Source organism: Streptomyces anulatus, from assembly GCF_014650675.1.
Taxonomy (GTDB): Bacteria; Actinomycetota; Actinomycetes; order Streptomycetales; family Streptomycetaceae; genus Streptomyces; species Streptomyces anulatus.
This window is the reverse complement of record NZ_BMVK01000002.1, coordinates 77,561-102,505: the sequence shown is the minus strand read 5'-3', so window position 1 is coordinate 102,505 and position 24,945 is coordinate 77,561. Positions and strand designations below refer to the sequence as shown.

At 73.0% G+C, this 24,945-nt stretch carries 18 protein-coding genes; 12 read left to right on the top strand and 6 right to left on the bottom strand.

From position 1 onward, the window contains the following. Window positions 1–46 precede the first annotated feature (46 nt). The 7 genes from IE272_RS05190 to IE272_RS05160 all read left to right on the top strand — a co-directional run bounded on the left by IE272_RS05190 (window position 47) and on the right by IE272_RS05160 (window position 10,943). Window positions 47–1,264, top strand: coding sequence for an SLC13 family permease (locus IE272_RS05190; protein WP_079044267.1), 1,218 nt, complete (start codon window positions 47–49; stop codon window positions 1,262–1,264). A 133-nt stretch (window positions 1,265–1,397) separates the two neighbouring features. Beyond that, window positions 1,398–3,506, top strand: coding sequence for a phosphocholine-specific phospholipase C (locus IE272_RS05185; RefSeq protein ID WP_050362380.1), 2,109 nt, complete (start codon window positions 1,398–1,400; stop codon window positions 3,504–3,506). A 189-nt stretch (window positions 3,507–3,695) separates the two neighbouring features. Continuing rightward, on the top strand, window positions 3,696–5,957 hold the full coding sequence (locus IE272_RS05180) for an MMPL family transporter (RefSeq protein WP_190006362.1): 2,262 nt from the start codon (window positions 3,696–3,698) through the stop codon (window positions 5,955–5,957). Then, window positions 5,935–6,492 carry a GNAT family N-acetyltransferase gene (locus IE272_RS05175; RefSeq protein ID WP_056704023.1) on the top strand — a complete coding sequence of 186 codons (558 nt, stop codon included), beginning with the start codon at window positions 5,935–5,937 and terminating at the stop codon, window positions 6,490–6,492. The genes IE272_RS05180 and IE272_RS05175 overlap by 23 nt, the downstream gene beginning before the upstream one ends. Before the next feature lie 60 nt (window positions 6,493–6,552). After that, window positions 6,553–7,263: a hypothetical protein gene (locus tag IE272_RS05170; RefSeq protein WP_190006361.1), complete on the top strand. Its 711-nt coding sequence runs from the start codon at window positions 6,553–6,555 to the stop codon at window positions 7,261–7,263. A gap of 237 nt (window positions 7,264–7,500) precedes the next feature. Then, window positions 7,501–7,674, top strand: a complete 174-nt coding sequence (locus tag IE272_RS05165) for a hypothetical protein (RefSeq protein ID WP_169808548.1) — start codon at window positions 7,501–7,503, stop codon at window positions 7,672–7,674. Between the two features lie 2 nt (window positions 7,675–7,676). After that, window positions 7,677–10,943, top strand: a complete 3,267-nt coding sequence (locus IE272_RS05160; RefSeq protein ID WP_179890693.1) for a helix-turn-helix transcriptional regulator — start codon at window positions 7,677–7,679, stop codon at window positions 10,941–10,943. A gap of 32 nt (window positions 10,944–10,975) precedes the next feature. On the opposite strand, the gene IE272_RS05155 is transcribed toward IE272_RS05160, so the two are convergent. The 3 genes from IE272_RS05155 to IE272_RS05145 all read right to left on the bottom strand — a co-directional run bounded on the left by IE272_RS05155 (window position 10,976) and on the right by IE272_RS05145 (window position 13,632). Continuing rightward, window positions 10,976–11,260, bottom strand: a complete 285-nt coding sequence (locus tag IE272_RS05155) for a DUF6191 domain-containing protein (protein ID WP_056704029.1) — start codon at window positions 11,258–11,260, stop codon at window positions 10,976–10,978. 38 nt (window positions 11,261–11,298) lie between these two features. Then, window positions 11,299–12,510 carry a PQQ-dependent sugar dehydrogenase gene (locus IE272_RS05150; protein WP_079044268.1) on the bottom strand — a complete coding sequence of 404 codons (1,212 nt, stop codon included), beginning with the start codon at window positions 12,508–12,510 and terminating at the stop codon, window positions 11,299–11,301. A 165-nt stretch (window positions 12,511–12,675) separates the two neighbouring features. After that, window positions 12,676–13,632, bottom strand: coding sequence for an aldo/keto reductase (locus tag IE272_RS05145; RefSeq protein WP_190006550.1), 957 nt, complete (start codon window positions 13,630–13,632; stop codon window positions 12,676–12,678). A gap of 253 nt (window positions 13,633–13,885) precedes the next feature. Here IE272_RS05145 and IE272_RS05140 point away from each other — a divergent pair, with 253 nt between their 5' ends. Beyond that, window positions 13,886–14,977 carry a PucR family transcriptional regulator gene (locus IE272_RS05140; RefSeq protein WP_229897208.1) on the top strand — a complete coding sequence of 364 codons (1,092 nt, stop codon included), beginning with the start codon at window positions 13,886–13,888 and terminating at the stop codon, window positions 14,975–14,977. Window positions 14,978–15,019: 42 nt separating this feature from the next. Here IE272_RS05140 and IE272_RS05135 read toward each other — a convergent pair whose 3' ends face one another. The 3 genes from IE272_RS05135 to IE272_RS05125 form a co-directional block, all read right to left on the bottom strand. After that, entirely contained in the window at window positions 15,020–16,435 is a 1,416-nt protein-coding gene (locus tag IE272_RS05135) for a carboxylesterase/lipase family protein (protein ID WP_190006360.1), read from the bottom strand. A 114-nt stretch (window positions 16,436–16,549) separates the two neighbouring features. Further along, the gene (locus IE272_RS05130) at window positions 16,550–17,434 is read right to left on the bottom strand and encodes an alpha/beta hydrolase family protein (RefSeq protein ID WP_229897207.1); all 885 of its coding nucleotides are present in this window, start codon (window positions 17,432–17,434) and stop codon (window positions 16,550–16,552) included. Window positions 17,435–17,619: 185 nt separating this feature from the next. Further along, window positions 17,620–19,128, bottom strand: a complete 1,509-nt coding sequence (locus IE272_RS05125) for a long-chain-fatty-acid--CoA ligase (RefSeq protein ID WP_190006359.1) — start codon at window positions 19,126–19,128, stop codon at window positions 17,620–17,622. Between the two features lie 140 nt (window positions 19,129–19,268). On the opposite strand from IE272_RS05125, the gene IE272_RS05120 reads away from it, so the two are divergent. From IE272_RS05120 to IE272_RS05105, 4 genes are all read left to right on the top strand, one after another. After that, complete coding sequence (locus IE272_RS05120) at window positions 19,269–20,288, top strand: RsbRD N-terminal domain-containing protein (protein WP_190006358.1); 1,020 nt, start codon at window positions 19,269–19,271, stop codon at window positions 20,286–20,288. Further along, window positions 20,288–20,485 carry a helix-turn-helix domain-containing protein gene (locus IE272_RS05115; RefSeq protein ID WP_190006357.1) on the top strand — a complete coding sequence of 66 codons (198 nt, stop codon included), beginning with the start codon at window positions 20,288–20,290 and terminating at the stop codon, window positions 20,483–20,485. Before IE272_RS05120 ends, IE272_RS05115 begins: the two co-directional genes overlap by 1 nt. Window positions 20,486–20,552: 67 nt before the next feature. Continuing rightward, a complete protein-coding gene (locus tag IE272_RS05110) occupies window positions 20,553–21,500 on the top strand; it encodes a 2-hydroxyacid dehydrogenase (protein ID WP_050362392.1) in 948 nt (315 codons plus the stop codon). Window positions 21,501–21,909: 409 nt separating this feature from the next. After that, window positions 21,910–24,732, top strand: coding sequence for a putative bifunctional diguanylate cyclase/phosphodiesterase (locus IE272_RS05105; RefSeq protein WP_050362393.1), 2,823 nt, complete (start codon window positions 21,910–21,912; stop codon window positions 24,730–24,732). The last annotated feature ends 213 nt before the right edge of the window (window positions 24,733–24,945 follow it).

The window sequence follows — 24,945 nt, the reverse complement described above, 5'->3', positions numbered from 1 at the left end:
CCCCCTGAACACCGTCCTCGCCGAGATCGTCTCTCTCGCCCTCCTCGTGGGCGTCCTCGCCTTCGCCGTCGTACGCCCCCGGGGCCTGCCGGAGGCGACCGTCGCCGTGCCCGCCGCCGCTCTCGTGGTGGCCGCGGGGGCGGTGTCCTGGCCCGAGGCCCGCGAGCAGGTCGGCGAGCTGCTGCCGGTCGTGGGGTTCCTCGCCGCGATCCTGGTGCTGGCCCGGCTCTGCGCCGACGAGGGGCTGTTCCGGGCCGCCGGTGAGCTGGTCGCCCGCGCCTGCCGGGGGCAGACCGGCCCGCTCCTCGGCGGTGTCTTCGCCGTCGCCTCGATCGTCACCGCCGTCCTCAGCCTGGACGCCACCGTCGTCCTGCTCACCCCGGTCGTGCTCGCCACCGCCGCGCGGGTCGGCGCACGGCCCCGCCCGTACGTCTACGCCTGCGCGCACCTGGCCAACTCCGCGTCCCTCCTGCTCCCCGTCTCCAACCTCACCAACCTGCTGGCGTTCACCGCGAGCGGGCTCTCCTTCACCCGGTTCGCCGCGCTGATGGCGCTGCCGTGGCTCGCCGCCATCGCCGTCGAGTACGCCGTGTTCCGCCGCGCGTTCGCCGCCGACCTGGCCGCCGGGGCGCACGCGCCGGATCCCGGGGCGGAGCGCACGCCCGTCCCCGTCTTCACGCTCGTCGTGCTGGCGCTGACGCTGGCCGGGTTCGTCGTGACCTCGTTCGCGGGGGCCGAGCCGCTGTGGGCGGCGCTGGCGGGGGCTCTGGTGCTGGCCGTCCGGGCGCTGGCCAAGCGGGAGACCACGCCGCTCGCCGTCGTCCGCTCGGCCAACCCGCTGTTCTGCCTCTTCGTCCTCGCACTCGGCGTCGTCGTCAAGGCCGTCGTCGACAACGGCCTCGGCGACGGCATCGCCGCCCTGCTGCCCGACGGCGACTCCCTGCCCGCACTGCTCGGCGTCGCCGTGGTCGCCGCGCTGCTCGCCAACCTGATCAACAACCTGCCCGCGATCCTCGCCCTGCTGCCGGTCGTCGCGGCGGCCGGGCCCGGACCGCTGCTCGCCGCCCTGATCGGGGTGAACCTCGGGCCGAACCTCACGTACGTCGGATCGCTGGCCACGCTCCTGTGGCGGCGCATCCTGCACGCCCACGGGGACGCCCCGGAGCTCGGCCACTTCACCCGGCTGGGACTCGCGACCGTACCGGCGACGATCCTGGCCTCCACGCTCGCGCTCTGGGCATCACTGCACCTCATCGGGGTGTGAGGGCGTCGACACGGAGGGTTGGACTTCCGGTCCGACCTCTTGGACGTTCACCACCGGTCCGTACGCAGTCCTTCCCGACGCCACCTGGGCTGACTAGCTTCCCGGCTGTAACCACCGGAACCAGGAGGCTCCTTTGACCACGGACATGTCACGGCGACGGCTCTTCGCGCTGGGCGGCGGCGCACTCGGCGCCGCTGCGGCCGGATCGTTCCTGCCGCCGTCGCTCCAGGCCGCCATCGCCGCGCAGCCCGCCCACGCGGGGTCCGGCGGGGGAGGCCTCGGCTCCATCAAGCATGTGGTGATCCTGATGCAGGAGAACCGTTCCTTCGACCACTACTTCGGCACCCTGCGCGGTGTACGCGGCTTCGGCGACCGCAACGCCATCGAGCTGCCCACGGGCGGGACGGTGTTCGAGCAGCCCGCCGCGGCCGGCTCCACCGTGCTGCCCTTCCCGGTGCGCGGAGCGGCCGAGGAGCAGAAGAAGGACCTCCAGTACATCGGTGCCCTCGACCACTCCTGGAACGGCGGCGCGAAGGCCTGGGGCGGCGGCTGGATGAACGGCTGGATCAGCGCGAAGACCGCGGCGACGATGGCGTACTACGACCGCCGCGACATCCCGCTCCACTACGAGCTGGCCGACACCTTCACCGTCTGCGACGCCTACCACTCCTCGATCCACACCTCCACCAGCCCCAACCGCAACCACCTCTGGAGCGGGAAGACCGGCTTCGAGCCGAACGGGAAGCGGGCCGTCGGCAACGACGCCTACAACGAGGGCACCCACCCCGGCTACGACTGGTCCACCTACGCGGAGCGGCTGGAGAAGGCCGGGCGCAGCTGGCGGACGTACACGGAGTGGGAGAACTTCACCGACAACCAGATCGAGTTCTACGCCACCTTCAAGGCGATCGCCCGCAAGGCGCTCGCCAGGACCGGCGGCCACACCTACATGGAAGCCTTCTACGCGAAGGTCCGGGGCGCGTCCGAGACCGAGCGCACCCGGCTCCTCGGGCTGCTGGAGGAGGGTGTCGCCACCCTCGACCGGCGCGAGCGCAGCCTGTTCGAGCGGGGGCTGCGCCGGGTGCCGACCGGCACGCTGGCGGACGAGTTCGCCAAGGACGTGGCGGCCGGGACGCTCCCCGCGGTCTCCTACCTGGTCCCCTCGGCGATCGACTCCGAGCACCCGAGCACCTCGTCGCCGGTGCACAGCGCCACCATCGTCTACAAGATCCTCGACGCGCTCGGCAAGCACCCCGACGTGTGGCGGCACACCGCCGTGCTCATCAACTACGACGAGAACGACGGATTCTTCGACCACGTCCCGCCGCCCGTCGCGCCCCCCGAGGTCGCCGACGAGCAGTGGGAGGGCCGGCCCACCGGCCTCGGGATCCGGGTGCCGCTGCTGGTCGTCTCGCCGTGGACCGTCGGCGGGTACGTCTGCTCCGAGGTCTTCGACCACACCTCCGTCATCCGCTTCCTGGAGCGCTGGACCGGGGTGAAGGAGCCCAACATCGGCGACTGGCGGCGGCGCGTCACCGGCGACCTCACCTCCGCCTTCGACTTCACCCGGGCCCGGCGGCAGCCCGCCGTGCAGACGCCCGGCGCGATCCCGCCGTTCGAGGGGCGCTGGCAGCCGAAGCCGCCCGCCGTCCAGCAGCTCCCCGCGCAGGAGCCCGGCGCACGCCCGGCGCGCCCGCTGCCCTACCGGCCGGACGCCCGGGCCAGGCGGTCGGGCGACACCCTGCGGGTCGAGCTCGCCAACACCGGCAGGTCCTCGGCGCACTTCGCGCTGTACCCGTACGCCGGCGAGTTCCCGGCCCCGCAGCACAAGGACGTCCGGGACACCGCGCACTGGACCGTCCCGCTGACCGGGGAGGCGTACCGCTTCACGGTCACCGGGCCGAACGGCTTCCGCCGCGAGTTCGCCGGACCGGCCGACGGGGGAGCGGAGGTCGCCACCCGCATCGACCACCGCGACCGCGACCTGCACCTCACCCTGCGCAACACCGGCCGCCGGACCCTGACCTTCCTGGTACGGCCGCTCGGCTATGTCGACGAGGACGACGTACGGGACTGGACCCGGCGCGTCACGGTCAAGCCGGGCCGCAGCCGGGCGCTCGTGCACTCGGCGGCCGACGCGCACGGCTGGTACGACCTCGCCGTCACCGTCGACGGGGAGGACGGCTTCCGGCGGCGGCTCATGGGACACATCGAGAACGGCCGCGCCAGCGTCTCCGGCTGACCCGGCCCGAGGGCCGCAGGGCTTGATCCGTTCCGTGTAGGGAACAGATCAAGCCCTGTGACCATGGCCACGAAACGGACAAAGGATCACGTTCTGCTGACAGAGTGACGGTCTCAGGTCATGAGACGTTTGCGGGCAGATCACGCTATCTGCGGGTAAAGGTCCACGAACCCGCAGGGAGCTCATCCGTTGGCTGCCATCGCCCGCTGGTGCATCAGGCACCGTCTCGTCGCCGTCCTCATCTGGCTCGCCGCCCTCGGCGGGACCGCCGCCGCGGCGGGCTTCGCGGGTTCGGCGTACTCCAACGACTACGAGGTCCCCGGCACCGAGTCCGGCCGGGCCACCGAACTCCTCTTCCGCGGCTTCACCGACCTCGGCGGCGACACCGACACCGTCGTCTGGCACACCACCGGCTCCACGGTCCGGGCCGCCGACGTCGAGCAGACCATGACCCGGACGCTCCACGCGATCGAGGAGCTGCCGGGCGTCGGCGCGGTCACCGGCCCCTACGGGGGCACCGGCCCCGGCCAGATCAGCGAGGACGGCCACACCGCGTACGCCACCGTCACCTTCGACCACCCCGCCGACGAGATCCCCGCCTCCCAGGCCCAGGCCCTCGTCGACACCGCGAAGGCCGCCGAGGCCGACGGGCTCCAGGTCGAACTGGGCGGCACCGCCGTCGCCCTCACCGAAGCGCCCTCCGTCCACCTCGCCGAGGGCGTCGGCGTCGTCGTCGCGGCCGTCGTGCTCTTCCTCGCCTTCGGCTCGCTCGCCGCCAGCCTGCTGCCCATCGCCACCGCCCTGGTCTCCGTGGGCACCGCCTACGCGGGCATCGTGCTGCTCGGCCATCTGATGACCGTGGCCGACTTCGCCCCGATGCTCGGCATGCTCATCGGGCTCGGCGTGGGCATCGACTACGCCCTGTTCATCGTCACCCGGCACCGCAGAGGGCTGCGGCGCGGCATGACCGTCGACGAAGCCGCGGAGAACGCCGTCACGACCACCGGGCGCGCCGTCGTCTTCGCCGGGGCCACCGTCTGCATCGCGCTCCTCGGCATGCTGATCCTGCGGCTGAGCTTCCTCAACGGCGTCGCCATCGCCGCCTCGCTCACCGTCGTCCTCACCGTGATGGCCTCCGTCACCCTGCTGCCCGCGCTGCTCTCCCGCATCGGGATGCGGGCGCTCAGCCGCCGCGAGCGGCGCCGGCTCGCCGAACACGGACCCCGGCCCGAACTGCCCACCGGCTTCGCCGCCCGCTGGTCCGCCTTCGTGGAACGCCACCCCAAGCTGCTCGGCTCCATCGCGGCCGTGGTCATGGTGGTCCTGGCCCTGCCCGCCCTCGGCCTCCACCTGGGCACCTCCGACCAGGGCAACAACCCGGCCACCGCCACCACCCGGCAGGCCTACGACCTGATCGCCGACGGCTTCGGGCCCGGCGTCAACGGCCCCCTCACCATCGCCGCCGAGCTCGACGGCGCGGACGACCGGCTCGCCCTGGACTCGCTGCCCGAGAAGCTGCGCACCACCGAGGGCGTCGCGTCCGTCAGCCCGGTCACCTACAACAACGCCGGCGACACCGCCTTCCTCACCGTCGTCCCCGACTCGTCCCCCCAGTCGCAGGACACCAGCGAGCTGGTCGACCGGATCCGGGGCGACGTGCTGCCGCCGGTCCAGGACAACACCTCGCTGGAGGCCCACGTCGGCGGGGTGACGGCGAGCTACGACGACTTCGCCGAGATCATCGTCGGGAAGCTGCCGCTCTTCGTCGGGGTCGTCATCGGACTCGGCTGCCTGCTCCTCCTCCTGGCCTTCCGCTCCATCGGCATCCCCCTCAAGGCCGCCGTGATGAACGTGGCCGCCGTCGCCTCCTCCTTCGGCGTCGTCGTGGCCGTCTTCCAGTGGGGCTGGGGGAGCGAGCTGCTCGGCCTCGGCAGCGCCGGACCCATCGAGCCCTTCCTCCCCGTGATCATGGTCTCGGTCCTCTTCGGCCTCTCCATGGACTACCAGGTCTTCCTGGTCGGCCGGATGTACGAGGAGTGGCTGGAGACCGGCGACAACCGGCGGGCCGTACGGGTCGGCCTCGCCGAGACCGGCCGGGTCATCAACTCCGCCGCCGTGATCATGATCTCCGTCTTCCTCGCCTTCGTGCTCAGCGGCGACCGGGTCATCGCCATGTTCGGCATCGCGCTGGCCACCGCCGTCGCCCTGGACGCCTTCGTCCTGCGCACCCTGCTCGTACCCGCCCTGATGCACATGCTCGGCGGGGCGAACTGGTGGCTGCCGGCCCGGCTGGAGAGGTGGCTGCCCCGGATCAGCATCGAGCCGCCCGACTGCGTACCGCTCCGTGCGAAGATCCCGGAGGCACGCGGCACGGGTGCCGAAGAGGGTGCCGGACCGGTGATGGTCCGGACCGCCGAGAAGGAGCACGATGTTCGCCGTATCCCTGGATGACGACAGGGCGGAGCTGCGCCCGCTGGAGGCCTGGCAGGCCGAGGAGTTCCTCGCCCACATGGACCGGGCCCGGGAGCTGGTCGACTCCTGGATCCCGCTCGCCTCGTTCGTCACCGACCCGGACTCGGCGCGCGCCTTGCTCCAGCGGTACGCGGAGAAGCAGGCGGCGGACACCGGGCGGCTGTACGGCATCCGGCTGGACGGCGTCCTCGTCGGCGGTGTCCTCTTCCGGATCTTCGACGCGGAGTCCGGCAACTGCGAGATCGGCGTCTGGCTGGAGCCCGCCGCCCAGGGCCGCGGTCTGATCACCCGCGCCGCCGAGCGCCTGATCGACTGGGCGGTGCACGAGCGCGGCATGCATCGCGTGGAGTGGATCGCCTCCGCCGCGAACACCAGGTCGATCGCGGTGGCGAAGCGGCTCGGCATGACCCGGGACGGGGTGATGCGGCAGAACTACCTCCACCGGGGCGTCCGCCACGACTCCGAGATCTGGTCCGTCCTCGCCCCGGAATGGCGGGCCCGCACCGGGCGGTGAGCCCCCTCCGGGCCCCGCGCGGCCCCGGCGTTAAGCGGGCTCTCATCCGGGCCGCCTAGCGTGCGGCGCATGAACACCACCCCCTCCAAGACGACGACCCCGTCCACGACCACCCCGCCCGCCGGGACGACCGACCCCGCCGAGGGCTCCGCCGACGCCGTCACGGAGGAGGCGACCGCGCAGGACTCCCTGGTGAAGGACCCTGCGACGGACTCCCCGGCGAAGGACCCCGCACCGAAGGACACCACCGGTACGCCGTCCGACGCCGCGGACTCCGGGACGGCCCCCGACGACCTCGCCGGGCAGTCGGACGACGATGACGATGACGCCCTGGAGCCCGACCCCTTCGACGAGGCCCGCCACGGCGTCGGCGCGGGTGCGGCGGCCGTCGTCTCCGCCGCCCTGGGCGTCGTCGCCCTGACCGGCGCCTGGACCGGCCGGGTCGCCGCCGAGCGCGAGACGCTCATCGGCCAGATCCAGACCTCCGGCGGCGGCAGCGCGGCCCAGCAGATCTCCGAGATCTACGGGGACGCCTGGCACACCACCGCCCTGGTCAACGGCGTCTTCGCCGTCCTCGCCCTGCTCGTCGGCGTCTTCGTCCTGGTCCGCCCCGCCTTCGGAGCCCCCTCCGAGCGTCCGCAGCCCACCTGGGTCCGCGCGGTCGCCCTGGCCGGTGTCGCCCTCGGCGTCCTCGGCGTGCTGATCTCCGCGGGCATGTACTTCGACCTCTTCGTCTCCCTGCCCACCGCGGGCGTCCCGGCCGGCGGCTGACCCCCTGCTCACGGTCCCGTACGGCACGGGTCTAGGGCGGACACGCCCTAAGGCGTCCGCCCCTCGGACACCCGGGGGCGGGTTCTAAGGCCCCCACCGCCGCGAACATGCGGAACTCGCCCGATGCGCCGCCCCCTCCTGGCCGACGACAGTGGACACACAGCGAACACAGGGCCCCGGCCGACCGGCCGGGCACCCCTCCGGTCCGCTGCCACGACCAGGAACCAGGGGCACACCATGTACGAGTACGAGCTCTACCGCTCCACCTCCGCCGAGCTGATCCGCCGGGCCGACGCCGAGCGCGAGCTCGGCCGGGCCCGCCTCGCCCGCCGGGCTGCCCGCCGCCCAGGACGCGGTGACCCCGAGGGGAAGGTGGTGGAGGACCGCACCCGCTTCGCTCCCGCCGCCTGACGATGTCCCGGCCCGGGAGCACCACCGCACCGGTCACCGGTCCCGCCGACGCCCCCTCCGGATCGGGCGGGGCGGGACCGGACCTTTCGGGCGGGGCGGGACCGGACCGTGCCGGGAGCATGATCACCGTCCGCGAAAAGGGTCCCGCCTCCTCGTACGCGTATGCGATGCTCGGCGGCGTGGAGACCAGGTCAGTCAGCCCCGTGTTCGTCGGGCGCGCCGAGGAGTTCGCCGCGCTCACCGAGGCGCTCGCGCGGGCCGCGTCCGGCGACCCGCAGGCGCTGCTGATCGGCGGCGAGGCAGGCGTCGGCAAGACCCGCCTGGTCGAGCAGTTCGTCACGGCGGCCGAACGACGCGACGCCGTCGTCGCCGTCGGGTCCTGCGTCGAGATCGGGGCCGACGGACTGCCGTTCGCCCCGTTCCCCACCGCCCTGCGCGCCCTGCGCCGGGCGCTGCCCGAGGAGATGGCCGCCGCCTGCGCCGGCCAGGAGGGCGAGCTGGCCCGGCTCCTGCCCGAACTGGGCGAGGCCCACCGGGACGCGACCGACGAGCACAGCATCGCCCGCCTCTTCGAACTCACCGTACGGCTGCTGGAGCGGATCTCCGCCGAACGCGTGGTCGTCCTCGTCCTGGAGGACCTGCACTGGGCGGACGCCTCCACCCGGCACCTCCTCGCCTATCTCTTCCGCACCCTGGGCAGCGGCCGCCTCATGGTCGTCGGCACCTACCGCGCCGACGACATCCACCGCCGCCACCCCCTGCGCCCGCTCCTCGCCGAGCTGGACCGGCTGCGCACCGTCACCCGCGTCGAACTCGACCGGTTCAGCCACGACGAGGTCGGCCGCCAGCTCGCCGGCATCCTCGCCGAGACCCCCGACGCCGCACTCGTCGACGAGATCTTCGACCGCTCCGACGGCAACGCCTTCTTCGTCGAGGAGCTGGCCCGCTCCCTGGAATGCTGCGGCGACAGCTCCGGCCTGACCGAATCGCTCCGCGACCTCCTGCTCGTCCGGGTGGAGGCGCTCCCCGAGCACGCCCAGCGGATCGCCCGGCTGGTCGCCGAGGGCGGCTCCTACGTCGAACACGAACTGCTGGCCGCCGTCGCCGGACTCGCCGAGGACGACCTCGACGCGGCCCTGCGCGCGGCCGTCGGCGCCAATCTGCTGCAACCCGCGCCCGACACCGACGGCTACCGCTTCCGGCACTCCCTGGTCCGCGAGGCCGTCAGCGACGACCTGCTGCCCGGTGAACGCACCCGCGTCAACCGCCGTTACGCCGAAGCCCTGGAGGCCGATCCCTCCCTCGTCCGGGACGACGAACGCGCCACCCGCCTCGCCAGCTACTGGTACGCCGCCCACGACGCCGCCAAGGCCCTGCCCGCCGTGCTCCGGGCCGCCGTCGAGGCCCGCCGCCGCTACGCCTACTCCGAGCAGCTGAGGCTCCTGGAGCGGGCGATGGAGCTCTGGGACGACGTCCCCGACGCGGTGCTCGCCACCCTGCGCCCCTTCGACTACGCGGAGGTCTACCCGGCCTCCGGCTGCGACCCGGAGAACACCCCGCTGCGCTACCTGGACGTGATGGCCGAGGCCACCGTCGCCGCCCACTTCGGCGGCGACCGCAAGCGCGCCCTGGCCATCTCCAAGAAGGCGATGCGGGTCCTGGCGTCCGAGGCCGACCCGCTGCGCGAGGCCTGGTTCTGGGTCCAGCGCGCCCGCCTGGTGCAGGGGCTCGACAAGGGGGACGGCTGGGAGGAGCTGGCCACCGCGCAGGAACTGGTGCGCGGACTGCCGCCGTCCCCCGTGCAGGCCGACGTCCTGACGAACGTGGCCAGTTGGCGGGCGCTGCACCAGCCGGGCCCGCAGGCGCTCGCCGACAGCGACCGCGCGGTGGAGTACGCCCGGCTCGTCGGCGACGAGTACATCGAGCTGCACGCCCGCCTCACCCGGGGCTGGCTCACCGCGGACGCGGGCGGCGTCGAGGACGGCCTCGCCGAGATGTACGCGGTCCGGGACCGTGCCGAGAAGCTGCACCTGATGAACCTCCTCGGCCGGGTCAGCGTCAACCTGCCCTCCTCGCTCGAAGCGATGGGCCGCTCGCTGGAGGCCGTCGCCGCCGCCGACCACGGCATCGAGATCTGCCACAGCCACGGCCTGGCCGACTCCGGGGCCTGGGTGTACGCCAACCAGTCGCAGTCCCTGTTCTCCCTCGGGCACTGGACCCAGAGCGAGGCCGCCGCCGGGTCCGCCGCCCGCCTGGCGCTGGGCGCCAGGGCGAAGGGCCTCGCCACCCTCCGCCGTACCGAACTGGCCGTCGCCCGCGGGGACTTCGCCGAGGCCGAGGAGCTGCTCGCCCTGACCCGCAAGCACTTCGGCCAGCGCGATCCGCAGCCGCAGCACCTGATCACCCCGGTCCGGCACACCATGCTGCTGGCCGCCTCGCAGGGCAGGCTCGCCGAGGCGCGGGCCGCGTTCGAGGAGTTGGCCCGGCACGGCTTCCCGCCCGGCACCCAGCGCTACGCCCTGCCGCTGCTCCAGACCGCCGCCATGATCGAGGCGGACGCCCGCGGCCTGCCCGCCGCCGAACCGGACCGCCCGGAGCTGCTCGCCCTGATCCGCCGGTGCGCGAAGAGCCTCCCGATGCTCGTTCCCGTCTGGGCGGCCCACGGCGTCTTCATCGACGCGGAGCTGGCCCGCGCGGAGGGCACGGACACCCCCGGCCACTGGGCGCGCGCCGCCGAGGCCTTCGACCCGCTGAGCCGCCCGTACGAACTGGCCCAGATCCACCGCCGCTGGGCCGAGTCCCTGCTCATCGCCCCCGGCGACCGGTCCACCGCCACGGCCCTGCTGCACCGCGCCCGGGAGGCCGCGCACCGGCTCGGCGCGCGCCCGCTCACCGAGGCGGTCGAACAGCTGGCGGCCCGGGCCCGCATCACTCTGGACGGCCCCGGCGCGGCACCCGGCCCCGACGCCGCGATCCACCCGGCCGTCCTGGCCGCCGTACCCGCCACCGGGAGCCCCGAGCATCCGTCGGCCGACGGACAGGACCCCGCCATCGCCGCCGTGGCGTCCTTCGGGCTGACCCCGCGCGAGCAGGACGTGCACCGACTGGTGGCGGCCGGGCACACCAACCGCAGGATCGCCGAGGAGCTGTTCATCTCGCCGAAGACCGCGAGCGTGCACGTCTCCAACATCCTGGCCAAGCTCGGCGTCTCCAGCCGGGGCGAGGCGGCGGCCCTCGCCCACCGCCTCCGGCTCTACCCGGCCGCGTAGGCCCTGTTACGTCCCGGGCTCGTAGGCCCCGGTCACGTCCCGGGCTCCTCGTCCGCGCGCCGCTCGGGCCCGCCCGCCGGCTTCCCGGGTCTCGGCCGGTCCAGGACGGCGTCCTGCTCGGGGGCGGCGTCCCGGGCCGCGGCGGGGGCGGTTTCCGGGGCCGGGGCACGGACGGTCACCTTGCCGGAGGTCAGGTCTATCGGCCCCCGGTCCGGATCGCCGATGCCGAGGTCCACCCGGCTCAGCTCCAGCCGCTTCTGCTCGTCGGAGACGTGTTTGCGCCCCGGGGCGAAGAGCTCCTCGAAGAAATTGAACACCGGCCGTGCTCCCTCCGACATGCCGCGCGGGCGGACGGCTACCGCACCTCCACCTGGAGGATCCTGTCGTCCCCGGGCTTCTGCGTACCCCGTCCGTCCGTGTTGCTGGTGACCAGCCACAGGCGGTCGCCCCCCGCACTCACCACAGTGCGCAGGCGGCCGTGCTTCTCGTCCAGGAACGACTGGGGGTCCGCGGAAGGTTCCTCCGCCTTCTCGCCGGACAGCGGAATGCGCCAGAGCCGCTCACCGCGCAGCCCGGCCATCCAGATCGAGCCCTCCGCGTACGCGATCCCGCTGGGGGAGGCCTCGGAGGTCTTCCACTGGGCCACCGGGTCGATGAACCCGTCCTCGCCCTCCCGGCCCTCGACCTCGGGCCAGCCGTAGTTCCCGCCGGGCTCGATCAGATTCAGCTCGTCCCAGGTGTTCTGGCCGAACTCGGCGGCCCACAGCCGCTTCTGCGCATCCCAGGCGAGCCCCTGCACATTGCGGTGCCCGTACGAATACACCACCGAGTCCGCCTCCGGATTGCCGTGCACCGGCTCGCCGTCGGGGGTCATCCGCAGGATCTTGCCCGCCAGCGACTCCTTGTCCTGGGCCAGCCCGGTGTCCCCGGTCTCGCCCGTGCCCGCGTACAGCATCTTGTCCGGGCCGAAGGCGATCCGGCCGCCGTTGTGGATGCTGCCCTTGGGGATGCCGCGCAGGATGGTGTCCGGCGCCCCCAGCTGCTGCCCCGCCGGGCGCTTCTCGTCGTAACTCATGCGGACGATCCGGTTGTCGGACGTGGTGGTGAAGTAGGCGTACACCAACTGGTCCGCGCCGAACGTGGAGGAGACGGCGAGCCCGAGCAGCCCGCCCTCGCCGGCCGGGGCCACCCCGGGCACCGAGCCCAGCAGCGTCTGCTTCCCGCTCTCGCCGTCGATCCGGTGGACCGTGCCCTCGTCGCGCGAGGACACCAGCAGGTCACCGCCCGGCAGCGCGGCCAGACCCCAGGGCGACTTCAGGCCCTCGGTCAGCGTCGAGACCACCTTCGCCGAGCCCTCCGCGGGCGGCAGACCGGCCGACCGGCTCGGGGAGGCCGGGGGAGCGGAGTCCCCCGAGGCGCTCGGGGAACCGGCGGGCTGCCCGGACGAACCCCCGTCCCCGTCGCCGGAACACGCGGCGGACAGCAGCAGGGCGGCCGACGCCAGCACGGCCACCACCCCCCTGCGCATCGCCGGGGACTGCACAGGTCCGAACAGAGCACCACGCACGGAACCGATCCTTTCGACGGTTGCCTGACTACCTGTTCCTACACCGCGGCCGGCCCAGGAGTTCCCGATGCGCCCATTCTCCCGCCGTACGGCACACGACGCCCGGCCCCGCGACCTCCGACCCCACGCGACGCCCGGCCCCGTACGTCCCCGGCCCCGCGACGCTCAGTCCCACGACTCGTGGGCGGCGGGCAGGCCGTCGATCTCCGCCAGGTCCCGGTCGTCCAGGATCACCCGCGCCGCCCCGGCGTTCTCCACCGCCCACCGCTCCCGCTTCGCCCCCGGCACCGGTACCACATGCGGACCCTGGCGCAGCACCCACGCCAGCGCCACCTGGGCCACGGTCGCCCCGCGCCGCTCCGCGATCCGCCGCAGACCGGCCACCACCGGCTGGTTCGCCGCCATCACCTCCGCCGTGAACCGGGGATGCCTGGCCCGCAGGTCCTCCGGCTCGAAACCCTGGCCCGGCTTCAGCGTCCCGGTCAGATAGCCGCTGCCCAGCGGCATCGCGGCCAGCAGCCCGACCCCGCGCGCCACGCACCACGGCATCAGCTCCGCCAGCGCCTCGCGCGACCACACCGACAGCTCCGCCTCGACGGCGCTGACCGGGAAGACCTGCTGGATCCGCTCCAGCTGCCGGATCGTTCCCTCATGCGGTCCCTCGCCCGACCGGCGCGGGGCCCGCGCCCCCACCGCGCACAGCCCTAGCGAGCGCACCTTGCCCGCGGTGACCAGCTCCGCCATCGCACCCCAGGTCTCCTCCACCGGTACTTCCGGGTCGGCCCGGTGCAGCTGGTACAGGTCGATCACATCGGTCTGGAGCCGCCGCAGCGAGGCGTCACAGGCCCGCCGGACATACCCCGGCCGGCCGTTCGCGACGATGTGCTGATCGCCCACCAGCAGCCCGCACTTGGTGGAGACGAACGCCTCCTGGCGGCGGCCCTTCAGCGCCCGCCCCACCAGCAGCTCGTTGGTGAACGGGCCGTACATGTCCGCGGTGTCGAGCAGCCGGACGCCCGCGTCCAGCGCCGCGTGCACCGTCCGCACCGAACGGTCGCCGAGCCGCTGCGACGCGCTGTATCCCCAGCTCATCGGCATGCACCCAAGACCGACCGCACCCACGGCGAGCCCCGCCGCCCCGATAGTCCTGCTCTCCAACTCCCCGAACCCTTTCCTGGACGAGCCGTTCCGCCCTCCCGTCCGCCGCGGTCAGCGGGCGGCTCTTCCGGAGACGGCGCGAGAGCGCGGTCCCGGACCCGGACGGTCACGCCCGCCCGATCCACGACGCAGGTCCCTGTCGGGGGAGTTCGGTGAGAGATTGACGGAAGCGTTTGGGCGATGTGACGATACGCCGATGCTTGGCCTACACGCACGGATGGCTGCTCGCGGTGGTGACTTCACCGCTGCCGTGGTCGCTCGCTGCGCTGCGGAGGTCCCCTTCTACGGGGAGTTGCCGCGCCGTACGCTCGACGGCGAGGTGACGCGGTCGATCACGGCCGTGCACGAACTGCTGCTGCGGGCCCTGCGCCAGGACGGCGTGATGGGTCCGGGCGACCTGACCCGGCTCATCGAGTGGTCGGGGCGCCGGGCGGAGGAGCGCGTGCCCCTGGAGGCGGTGATCGCCGCCTACCTCGTCGGCGCCGAAGTGTGGTGGCAGGTACTGGCCGAGACGGCGGAACCCGAGGAGCTGACCGGCGCCGGGGCCAAGCTGCTGGCCTGTCTGCACGCGGCGATGCCCGCCGTCGTGCTCGCCCACCGCAATGCCCAGGAGGACATCCGCAGCGAGGACAAGCGGGTGCGGCGGGCGTTGCTGACCGCGCTGCTGGCCGGCCGGCCGTACGAGGAACTGGCGGAGGCGGCGGGGGTCTCGGTGGCCGGCGGACACGAGGTGGTCGCCCTGTCCTTCGAGCCGAATCCGCCGCCCCGGCTGGTGCAGTCGTCGCTGGAGGCCCACGCGGGCGTCCCGGTGCTGATGGACCACGTCGCCGGGATCGCCCTGCTGCCGGGCGGTTACGACCTGTCCGGCCTGTGGGATGCGCTCGGGGAGGACATCGGGCACCGTGTGTTCGCGGCCGCGGCCCCGGCCGCCGGACCGGCCGCCGTTCCCGCGGCGGCCCAGGAGGCGGGCCGTGTACTCGAACTCGTCCAGCGGCTGGGCCGCCCGCCCGGGCTGTACGGGCTCGACGACGTGCTTCTGGAGTACCAGCTCGCACGCCCGGGTGACGCACTGCTGCGGCTGGCGGCCAAGCTCGACCCGCTGGAGGAGCATCCGTACCTGCTGGAGACGCTGCGCGTGTTCGTCGAGCACGGACACAACCGCAGCCGGAGCGCTTCGGAGCTGTGCGTCCACCGCAACACCCTCGACTACAGGTTGCACCGGGTGAGCACGCTCACCGGGCTGGACCTGGCCGTCCCCGCCGAGGCACGGCTGTTGCAGGCGGCGCTCGTCGCCAGGGACCTGACCTGACGGCGAACCCCGACCGCGGGCCCCGCGGTGGCGGGGAAGGCACTACAGCCAGGCCCGCAGCTCCTCCTGCCGCGGCGCGAGGACCGTGGACGTGCCGGGATGGTCGAAGACCCTGACCGGCCTGCGGGTGTCCCAGGCGGTCCAGCCGGGGTCGCCCGAGGTGGTGAAGTCGACCCAGGCCCGGTGCATGACGTCGGCCAGCGGCTGAGGGGCGTCGGGACCGGACAGCGCCTCACCGTGACGGAGGTTGTCGAAGACGAAACCGATCTCCAGCGCGTGACAGGCGCCCAGCTTCAGGACCGGCGAGCGCCAGGCGAACTCGTAGAAGAACGTCCGGGCGGGCCGGGAGTCGCCGGTCCGGGAGTCGGCGAGCCGGTTGAGCGGCCCTCGCAGCAGCAGGTCGGTGGCCATCTCACCGAGGATCACCCCCGGCCTCGCGTCCGGTCGGCCGGCCCGGTAGAGGCGCGCCACCCGGCCGGGGATCCTGAACTTCAGCAGAGCCAGCCGCAGGGTGAGCCGGCTGACGCGCTCCACCGCTCCGCTCGGTACGAACCACAACCGGTACTCCTCCCGGTTGCAGCCCAGCAGCAGGTCGACCGAGGGCGGCGGAGGATCGGCCGGCACCACGTCGTCGTCGACCACGATGTGGAAGCCCGGTCCGCCGCTGACCGGGTCGGCCCTGCCGACCAACTCGTCCTGGACGTCCAGCAGCCGTTCGCGGTCCACCCCGGCGAACCCCTCCGCCGTGGCGGGCACCCGCAGCGCCTTCGCCATCGCCCGCACGGTCCTGGCGCCCTTGTCCCGCGTCACGGTGTGCGGCGGGCCGCTCTGCAGGATCGCCCGGTGGAACAGACCGGCCGCGCGCGGGCTGGTCAGCAGGGCGGCGATGCTGATGGCTCCGGCGGACTCGCCGCACACCGTGACGCGCCCCGGGTCTCCGCCGAATCCGGCGATGTTGTCCCGCACCCAGGTCAGGGCGGCGATCTGGTCCAGCAGGCCCCGGTTGTCGGGTGCGTCGGGGAAGACGCCGAACCCCTCCACCCCGAGCCGGTAGTTGATCGAGACCAGGACCACACCGTCGCGCGCGAAGGCCCGGCCGTCGTACAGGGGCATGGCGGCGGAGCCGTTCCGCAGGGACCCTCCGTGGATCCACACCAGCACCGGCAGCGGTTCGCCGACGGTCCGGGGAGCCCAGACGTTGAGGTTGAGGCACTCCTCCCCGGGGATGTCCACATCGGGGATCAACCGGTCCAGGGGCGGCCGGTAGGGGCGTTGCGGAGCGGTCGGCCCGAACTCCAGCGCGTCGCGGATCCCCTCCCAGGGCTCGACGGGCGCCGGGGCGCGGAACCGGTGGACTCCGAAGGGCGCGGCGGCGTACGGGATCCCCAGGTAGGAGGCGATCGACCCGTCGACGCGGCCCCGTACCTTTCCGTGGCGCGTCGCAGCGATGATGTCCATGTCGGTCCTTTCACAGAAGTGCCGTCTCCCCGGTCGCGGGAGCGGCCCGGGGAGACGGCGGGGAAGGGGATCGGGACGCCGCCCGCCACGGCGCCGGCGATCGTCCGGGGCGGGTTACGGAGTGGCGGCCGGGACGTTCAGAGCCAGGCTGTTCCGGCGGACGTCGGACCAGGTGGCGGTGTCCGTGCAGATACCGCAGCCGGGGCCGAAGAACTGGGCGCCCGCCGTCCGGTCGCCCATGAGCTGGGCACGGAACCAGGCGGTGGTCGGTGCGGCGAACGGGCCGGGATCGCCGACGACCGTGAAGTGGTCCGCCCCGCGCACCTCGCCGTAGAGGGCCGGAATGTGGTCGGCGGCGTTGTAGAAGGCCTTGACCAGGGCGGGGAAGACGATGCTGTCCCGCTGACCGGCCAGCAGCAGCGCGGGTACGCGCACCGCGTTGATGTTCGCCAGCGGACCGGGCTGGATCGGCAGGATGGTGTCGATGCGGGGGTCCGAGCCGACGACGATGGCGGCCGCGCCGCCCTGGGAGTGCCCCGATGCGCCGATGTGCTCCAGGTCTACGCGGTCGAAGAAGATGCTGCCCCGGTCGGCGTTCCTGCCGGTGAGCATGTCGATGCTCGCCCGCATGGAGATCCCGAGGTTGGACATGGGGGTGTTCGCGGCGGCGACGACGAAGCCCTGACTGGCCCAGTGGAGCATCAGGTCCCGGTAGACGAGGGGGACTCCACCGGTGCCGTTGCCCCACACGATCACCGGGTGGCGGCGGTCGCTGTCGGCGATGTCGCGCGGGTAGTACAGGGTGGTGATCGCCCCGACCTCCACCGCCGTGGCGTACGGGCCGGGGGACCCGAAGTCATCGGCGGCCGAGGCGGCGGGCGAGGCGGCGGCGACCACGGTCGTGTCCGTGGCGGCAGCCGCCGTGCCCGCGCCCGCCGAAGCGGTCAGGGCCAGGGCGAGTGCGGCCAACGGGGCGAACAGATTCCTTCTCCACAACACGGCGACTCCTGACGTCAAGGTGAACCGAGTGATGTGGCCGGTTCACATCGGTGTTTGATCGCACATCCTGGGCGAGCGATCGCCGGAGGTCTCTGCGCAATCGCGGCAATCACCGACGGCGGAGTTTGTGCAACCTGCCCAAGGGGTCCCGCCGGGGGGTGCGGGACAGCCCTCGGGGCGGGCCCTCAGAGCCCCCCGGCCTCCGCGGCGAGTTCGCGCTTGAGGATCTTGCCGGTGGACGTCAGCGGCAGGCTGTCGCGGAACTCCACGCTGCGCGGGTACTTGTAGGCGGCCATGCGTTCGCGGCACCAGGCGATCAGCTCGTCCTCGCGCAGGTCCGCGCCGGAGACGGGGATGACGAACGCCTTGACGTCCTCCCCGTGCGTGGCGTGGGGCACGCCCACCACCGCGGCCATGCTCACGGCCGGATGCGTGATCAGGACCTCTTCGATCTCGCGCGGGTAGACGTTGAAGCCGCCGCGGATGATCAGGTCCTTGACCCGGTCCACGACGTAGTAGTAGCCGTCCTCGTCGCGGCGGGCGATGTCACCGGTGCGGAACCAGCCGTCGCGGATCGCCGAGTCCGTGTTGTGGGGCCGCCGGTAGTAGCCCTTCATGACGTTGTGGCCGCGGATCGCGATCTCGCCCGGCCCGTCGCCCGGGACCGTCCGCCAGGAGTCGTCGACGAGCTTCATCTCCACGCCCCACACCGGCCGGCCGATGGAGCCGGGCCTGGGCGGAAGTCCGGGCGGGTTGAAGCAGGCGACGGGCGAGGTCTCGGACAGGCCGTACCCCTCCTGCACTCCCACGCCGAAGGCCTCGTCGAACTGTTTGAACACCTCGACGGGCAGGGCGGCTCCGCCGGAGACGGCGGTACGCAGCCGGCCGGGCGGCGTCCGTCCGTCGAGTTCGCGCAGCAGCGCCCAGTACATCGTCGGGACCCCCGCGAAGAACGTCACCCCTTCCCGCCGCATCAGCCGGAGTGCCTCCTCGGCGTCGAAGCGGGGCTGCAGGACGAGGGTGGCGCCCCGGAGCAGGCCCATGTTCATCACCGCGCTCTGGCCGAAGGCGTGGAACAGCGGCAGAGCGGTCAGCATCACCTCGTCGTCCGCCCGCGTGAACAGCCGGTCGGCGATCAACGCGTTCATCACCATGTTGCGGTGGGTGAGTTCGGCCCCCTTGGGCCGGCCCGTCGTGCCGCTGGTGTAGAGGATCACGGCCGTGTCCTCCGGGGCCGTGGCCACCGTTTCGACCGGCGCGACAGGGGCCGGACCGTCGCTCCCGTCGCCGGACAGCAGGAGGAAGTGCTCACACTCGGGCGCCTGGTCGAAGCCGGCCTTCCCCATCTGGGCCAGCGGCAGTCCGGGGGTGTCCGCGAAGCAGAGGAAGGCTTTCGCACGGGAGTCCGCGAGGTGGTAGGCGACCTCCTGCGGCCGCAGCAGTACGTTCAGCGGCACCACGACCGCCCCGAGACGGAGTATCCCGAAGTAGGCGGCCGGGTAGTCCGGCACGTTCGGGCAGGCCAGCGCCACCTTGTCGCCGCGGCCGATACCGAGGCGCCTCAGCCGGTCCGCGACGGCCTCCGACCGCGCCCGCAGCGCGGCGTAGGTCAGGCGGGTGTCACCGAAGACCAGTGCGGTACGGTCCGGGTGCTCCTGGGCGGTGTGCTCCAGCAGGGACGACAGGTTCAGCATCAGCTCTCCTCAGCGGCTCGGGAGGAAAATGCTGCGGCACAATGCGGGCCGTAAGGAGTGGGCGGTCGACCTCGGATAGGGCGTGTGCCTTGTGCGCCCGCACAGTGGCGGCCCGCAGGATGAACCGTATGCTGGCCCGCATGTCGGACCAGCACGCCGATGGCGGCCTGATCGTTCCCCCACTGCTGGCGGTGTGCGCGGCGGAACTGCTGGAGCGGATCGACGCCCTGGCGGACGACCTGTTCCGCAAGATCACCACGGAGGTCGCGCCGTACGCGCGGTTGAGCGACGAGATCATGGCCGACGTACGCGACTTCAACGAGCGCAACCTGCGCGAGCTGCTGACCTGCATGGCACACCACCGGCCGGTGCGCACGGACAGCACCCGGCAGAGCGTGCGCCGCCGGGCCACGCAGGGGGTCCCGCTCGACGCGGTTCTGCACGCCTTCCTCATCGGCTACCGCCTGCTGGCCGACGCCCTCATCGACCGTGCCAAGCAACAGCCCGGCACGACGATGGACGACATCGCACAGGCCTCCATGGCGCTCTGGTGCCTGCTGGACGCGGCGTCCCGGACGGTGAACGACGTCTACCGGGACACGCTGGTGAGTCTGGCCCGCGCCGACGAACTGCAGCGGCTGCTGCTCCTCGACGCGCTCCTGACCGGGAAGACGGCCGACTGGGCGGCGCTCGGCGGCACCGCCGCCTCCCTCGGCCTGCCCGAGCAGGGACCGTACGTATGCGTCGTCGCCGATCACGGTGATGTCACCGCGATGGAACAGGCCATGCTGCGGGGCGGACTGCGCTCCGCCTGGCGCCCGCGTCCCGACGGCCTCGCCGGCATCGTCGCCTTGCCCGACCCCTTTCCCGCCCCCGGCTGCGCGCACGCCTCCGCACTCGCCATGGTGTTGAACGTGGTCGGCGCGGCGGTCACCGGGCGTGCGGGACTCAGCCCCGCGTACGCCCGGCTGCGGGAGAGTGCCGACGCCCTGCGGCTGGCGACACTGGCCAGGGCCTCGCTGCCCGCCGGTACGCACCGGGCGGTCACGCTCGATCATGATCCGGCCGCGGCCCTGGTCGCCGCCGGGGCCGACCTGGCGCTGCGGATGGCCCTCACCGTGCTCGACCCGGTCCTGGCCGCACCGGACCGCAAGGACTGATGGAGACGCTCACCGCCTGGCTCGACTCGGACACCGGATCCACCACCGAGATCGCCGAGATCCTCTACTGCCACCGCAACACCGTCCGCAACCGCCTCGACCGGGTCTCCCGCCTCACCGGACGCTCCCTGCACCGGCCGGCGGACGTCGCCGCCCTGTACGCCGGGGTGCGAGCCCTCGAACTGCGACCCCGCTGACCGCCCGTCGCGCGAGCGCCCGGGCACCCCTGGAGCGCTCGCACATCTGTCGCATAGCCTCCTGACCATGACTGCGACGACTGCCGACGTGTGGCTGCCCTTCCCCGCCGAGGAGATCGACGGGCTGCCCGAGGGCCTCAACTACCTCTTCTGGGACGGCGAACCGGACTACCCGGGGGACCCGGCCGACTGCGCCTACTACGTCGTTCCGTATCTGAAGGGCCCCGAGATCGCGGTGCGCCCGCTCGCCTCGATGAGCGCCGTCCGGGTGGTGCAGACGCTCTCCGCGGGCATCGACCACGTGGAGCCGGGTCTCGCCCTGCTCCACTCCGGCGTACGCCTCTGCAACGCCAAGGGGGTGCACGAGGCGTCCACCGCCGAGCTGACGCTCGCCCTGATCCTCGCGTCCCTGCGCGGGCTCCCCGGATTCGTCCACGGCCAGGACAAGGAGGAGTGGCGTTCCGGCTTCTACCCATCGCTCGCCGACAAGTCCGTCCTCATCGTGGGCTACGGATCCATCGGCTCGGCCATCGAGGACCGGCTCGCCCCGTTCGAGTGCGCGCGGGTGGCGCGCGTCGCGCGCTCCGCACGGACCACCGCGCGCGGTCCCGTACAGACGCTCGACGACCTGCCCGCTCTGCTGCCCGAGGCCGACGTCGTGATCCTGTCCACTCCGCTGAACCCGTCCACGCAGGGGCTGGTGGGCGCCGACTTCCTCGCCGCGATGCCCGACGGAGCCCTCCTCGTCAACGTCGCCCGCGGCCCGGTCGTCGACACCAAGGCCCTGTTGACCGAACTCGAATCCGGGCGACTGCGGGCCGCACTCGACGTCACCGACCCGGAACCCCTGCCCGCGGGCCATCCTCTCTGGCATGCCCCGAATGTCTTGATCACGCCTCACGTGGGCGGCAGCACCTCGGCGTTCGAACCGCGCGCCAAGCGGCTGCTGGCCGCACAGCTCACCCGGTTCGCCGCCGGAGAGCCGGTGAGCAACGTCGTGACCACCACCGGCTGACCCCGCCGCGGCGGCCACGCTACGGGGTGGTCCGGATGCACGCAGTACCGCTCACCTCGCCTTTCGTCACGGAGCGTAGAGAATCTATGGCCCTGAGTGACGGATCTGGTGTATCGTCCGATCCGGGGGGCTGCGCCGTGGAAGGGACGGCGCGGGGGGAGCACCGGAACGCGAGGGGGCGACGGGCGATGTGCTGGCCATGGAGAGACGATCCGACGCGGACGAGCGGACGGTTGCGGCCGCCCGCACCGACGGAGCACAGTGCCCGCCGATGGCCGGATCCCTGCCCCGCGCCGGCAGTGCCGAAGCGGCCGCGGCCGGGCCGGAGCGAGCGGTGCCGGAGGGGCCCGGCGAGGGGCCGGGCACCGGTGAGCACGTTCCAGGGGGGCCCGGGGCGGGGAGCCCTCCGGTGAGCGCGCTGGGGGCCCTGCTCGCCCCGCGGTCCACCACCGGCTCCACGGGGCTGCGGTCCCGGATCCTGCTCGGCGTCGTCTGCGCGGGATATTCGGTGGGCGCCGCCGTCGGCTGGGGCTCGCCGCAAGTCGCCGTCTTCATGGGGGACTTCGGTCTCGCCGCGGCGGCCCTGATCGCCGCCGTCTCCTGCTTCCTCTACGCACGGGCGGTCAGGGGCCGGCTGCGCCCCGCCTGGCTGCTGTTCTCGCTCTCCTCCGCCATGGCGGCCTGCGGAAACGCCGTCTGGGGCTGGTACGAGGTGATCCTCGGCGTCCCCGTGCCCACGCCCTCCCTCGCCGACCTCTTCTTCCTCTGCTTCGCGCCGCCCGCCATCGTCGGACTGCTCGTGCTCGCCAAACGGCCCGTCACCCGGGCCGGCTGGGTGTGCCTGGCCCTGGACGCCTGGCTGATCGGCGGCTCCCTGCTGACGCTCGCCTGGAGCCTCGCCCTCGCGCACACCACGCACCTGGCGGGGGTCCAGGACGCCAGCGTCGCGCCCGCGGCCCTCTCGCTCGCCTATCCGCTGCTCGACATCGTGCTCGTCTCGATGGTCCTCGCCCTGCACTTCCGCCGGGCCGGGGTGAACCGCTCCGCGGTGAACACCGCCATCGCCGCCCTCGCGCTCACCGTCCTGAGCGACGCGGTGTTCACCTCGCCGCTGCTGCGCTCCACCTACCACTCGGGCCAGCTCCTCGACGCCGGCTGGTTCGCCGGGTCGCTGCTCCTCGCCTACGCCCCCTGGGGCGCCCGCAGGGGGGCCCGGACATCCGCCCGCCCCGGGCCCCCGCGCGTCATCGCCAGCCGCCCGATCGCCGGCTCGCTGGCCGCCCTGACCCCGTATCTCGCCGCCGCCGTCTGCACCCTGGGCATCCTGTACAACGTGGTCGACGGCCGCCGGGTCGACCGGGTCGTCATCTTCACCGGCTGCACCGTCGTCCTGGCGCTGGTTGTCCGGCAGGGCATCATGCTCCTCGACAACATCTCCCTCACCCAGGAGCTGGCCCAGAAGGAGAATCACTTCCGCTCCCTGGTGCAGGGCTCCAGCGACGTCATCATGATCGCCGCGCCCAACGGCACCCTGCGCTACGTCAGCCCCGCCGCCGCCGGGGTCTACGGGCGCGAGGCGGAGGGACTCGTCGGATCCGAGCTGTCCTCGATCATCCACCCCGAGGATCTCGGCAGGTTCGTCCACGAGGTGCGGCGCTTCCTGGCCGCACCGCCGCACGAGGAGCCCACCACCCGCATCGAATGCCGCTTCCGCTCGGGCACGGGCGACTGGCTCAACGTCGAGTCCACCGTCAACCGCCACCAGGGCGGCCTTCTCCTCAACAGCCGGGACGTCACCGAACGGGTCAGGCTCCAGGCCCAGTTGCAGCACAACGCCGAGCACGACCCGCTCACCGACCTGCCCAACCGGGCCCTGTTCACCGCCCGGGTCCGCCAGGCGCTCGGCGGCCGTCGCTCGGGCGACCCCGGCACCGCCGTCCTCTTCATCGACCTCGACGGCTTCAAGGCGGTCAACGACACCATCGGCCACCAGGCGGGCGACGAACTGCTCGTCCAGGCCGGCCGCCGCCTCCAGGACTCCGTCCGGGCGGGCGACACCGCCGCCCGGCTCGGCGGCGACGAGTTCGCCGCGCTCATCATGGGCGACGGCACCCGCGACCAGGGCGCCCGGGAGTACCAGGTCCACGAGATCGCCGACCGGCTGCGCCTCACCCTCTCCCAGCCCTACCGGATCGGCCCCAGCGAGGTCCGGGTGGCCGCCTCCATCGGCGTGGCCTTCGCCGAGCCCGCCATCAGCCCCACCGACCTCATGCGCAACGCGGACCTCGCGATGTACCGCGCCAAGGCCGGCGGCAAGGACCGGGTCGAGCTGTACGCCCCGCAGATGCAGGCCGACGTCGTACGCCGCTCCGAGCTGGCCACCCGGCTGCGCACCGCCCTGCGCGAGGGCGAGTTCGCCCTGCTCCACCAGCCCGTCGTCCACCTCGCCAGCGGGTCCGTGGCCGCCGTCGCCGCCCAGGCCCGCTGGCGTTCCGCCCAGGGCATCCTGTTCACCCCCGCCGAGTTCCTCCGGGTCTCCGGCGACGACGACCGCACCGCCGAGCTCGGCCGCTGGCTCCTGGAGGAGGCGGTGGCCCAGGCCGCCGACCGGGCCAGGGCCGGGCATCCCGTCGCCGTCTCCGTCCGGCTCTCCGCCGCCCGGCTGCTGGACGCGGCCTCGCCCCCCGGCTCCATCGAGGCGCTGCTGACCCGCCACGGCCTGCCCTCGGGCGCCCTGATGGTCGAGGTCGCCGACAGCGACCCGCGCGTCTCCTTCGACGCCCTGGAGCAGCGACTCGTGGCCCTGCGCCGACTCGGGGTACGGATCGCGCTGGACGGCTTCGGCAGCGGCTTCGCGGCGATCAACGCCCTGCGCCGGCTCCCCATCGACGTACTGAAGCTCGACCGGAACCTGGTGGAGGGGGTGGTCGAATCGGCCAGGCTGCACAAGATCACCAGCGGTCTCCTGCGGATCGCCTGCGACCTCGGCCTCCAGTCCGTCGCCGACGGGGTCGACGTCCCCGAGCAGGTCCTCGCCCTGCGCGCCATGGGGTGCACCCACGGGCAGGGGATGGCTTTCTCCGGCCCGCTCGACGAGTACCGGCTGCGGCGCGCCCTGGTCCGGGGGGAGTTCCCCGTACCGGGCATCCCGGGCCCCCGGCCGGTGATGGCGGGCGGCTCGATTCCTCTGCTCACCGGATCACATGCTGAGACGCCCGTCCCACCCACTTGACACTTCATGCGTGCCGGAGAGAGGGTCAATGCCATGCGCACCCGAATTCTCGTACTTGGAAAGCGCGTCGGCTGAAGCAGAGTCACTCCACGACACTCTGCGGACCGCACCCGGCGCGCTCCCCTCGCTTGCCTCACGGCACGAGGGGTTTTTTGTTGCACTGACACCGCTCAAACCGCTGCAAAACACCCGCGAAAACCCTCAGCTTCGAGA

Bases quoted from the DNA above. Each gene is read 5' to 3' on its own strand.
- IE272_RS05160 (WP_179890693.1), top strand. From the start codon at position 7,677: ATGTCCCGGCCCGGGAGCACCACCGCACCGGTCACCGGTCCCGCCGAC.
- IE272_RS05175 (WP_056704023.1), top strand. From the start codon at position 5,935: ATGTTCGCCGTATCCCTGGATGACGACAGGGCGGAGCTGCGCCCGCTG.
- IE272_RS05165 (WP_169808548.1), top strand. From the start codon at position 7,501: ATGTACGAGTACGAGCTCTACCGCTCCACCTCCGCCGAGCTGATCCGC.
- IE272_RS05135 (WP_190006360.1), bottom strand. From the start codon at position 16,435: ATGGACATCATCGCTGCGACGCGCCACGGAAAGGTACGGGGCCGCGTC.
- IE272_RS05115 (WP_190006357.1), top strand. From the start codon at position 20,288: ATGGAGACGCTCACCGCCTGGCTCGACTCGGACACCGGATCCACCACC.
- IE272_RS05140 (WP_229897208.1), top strand. From the start codon at position 13,886: ATGGCTGCTCGCGGTGGTGACTTCACCGCTGCCGTGGTCGCTCGCTGC.
- IE272_RS05125 (WP_190006359.1), bottom strand. From the start codon at position 19,128: ATGCTGAACCTGTCGTCCCTGCTGGAGCACACCGCCCAGGAGCACCCG.
- IE272_RS05120 (WP_190006358.1), top strand. From the start codon at position 19,269: ATGTCGGACCAGCACGCCGATGGCGGCCTGATCGTTCCCCCACTGCTG.
- IE272_RS05110 (WP_050362392.1), top strand. From the start codon at position 20,553: ATGACTGCGACGACTGCCGACGTGTGGCTGCCCTTCCCCGCCGAGGAG.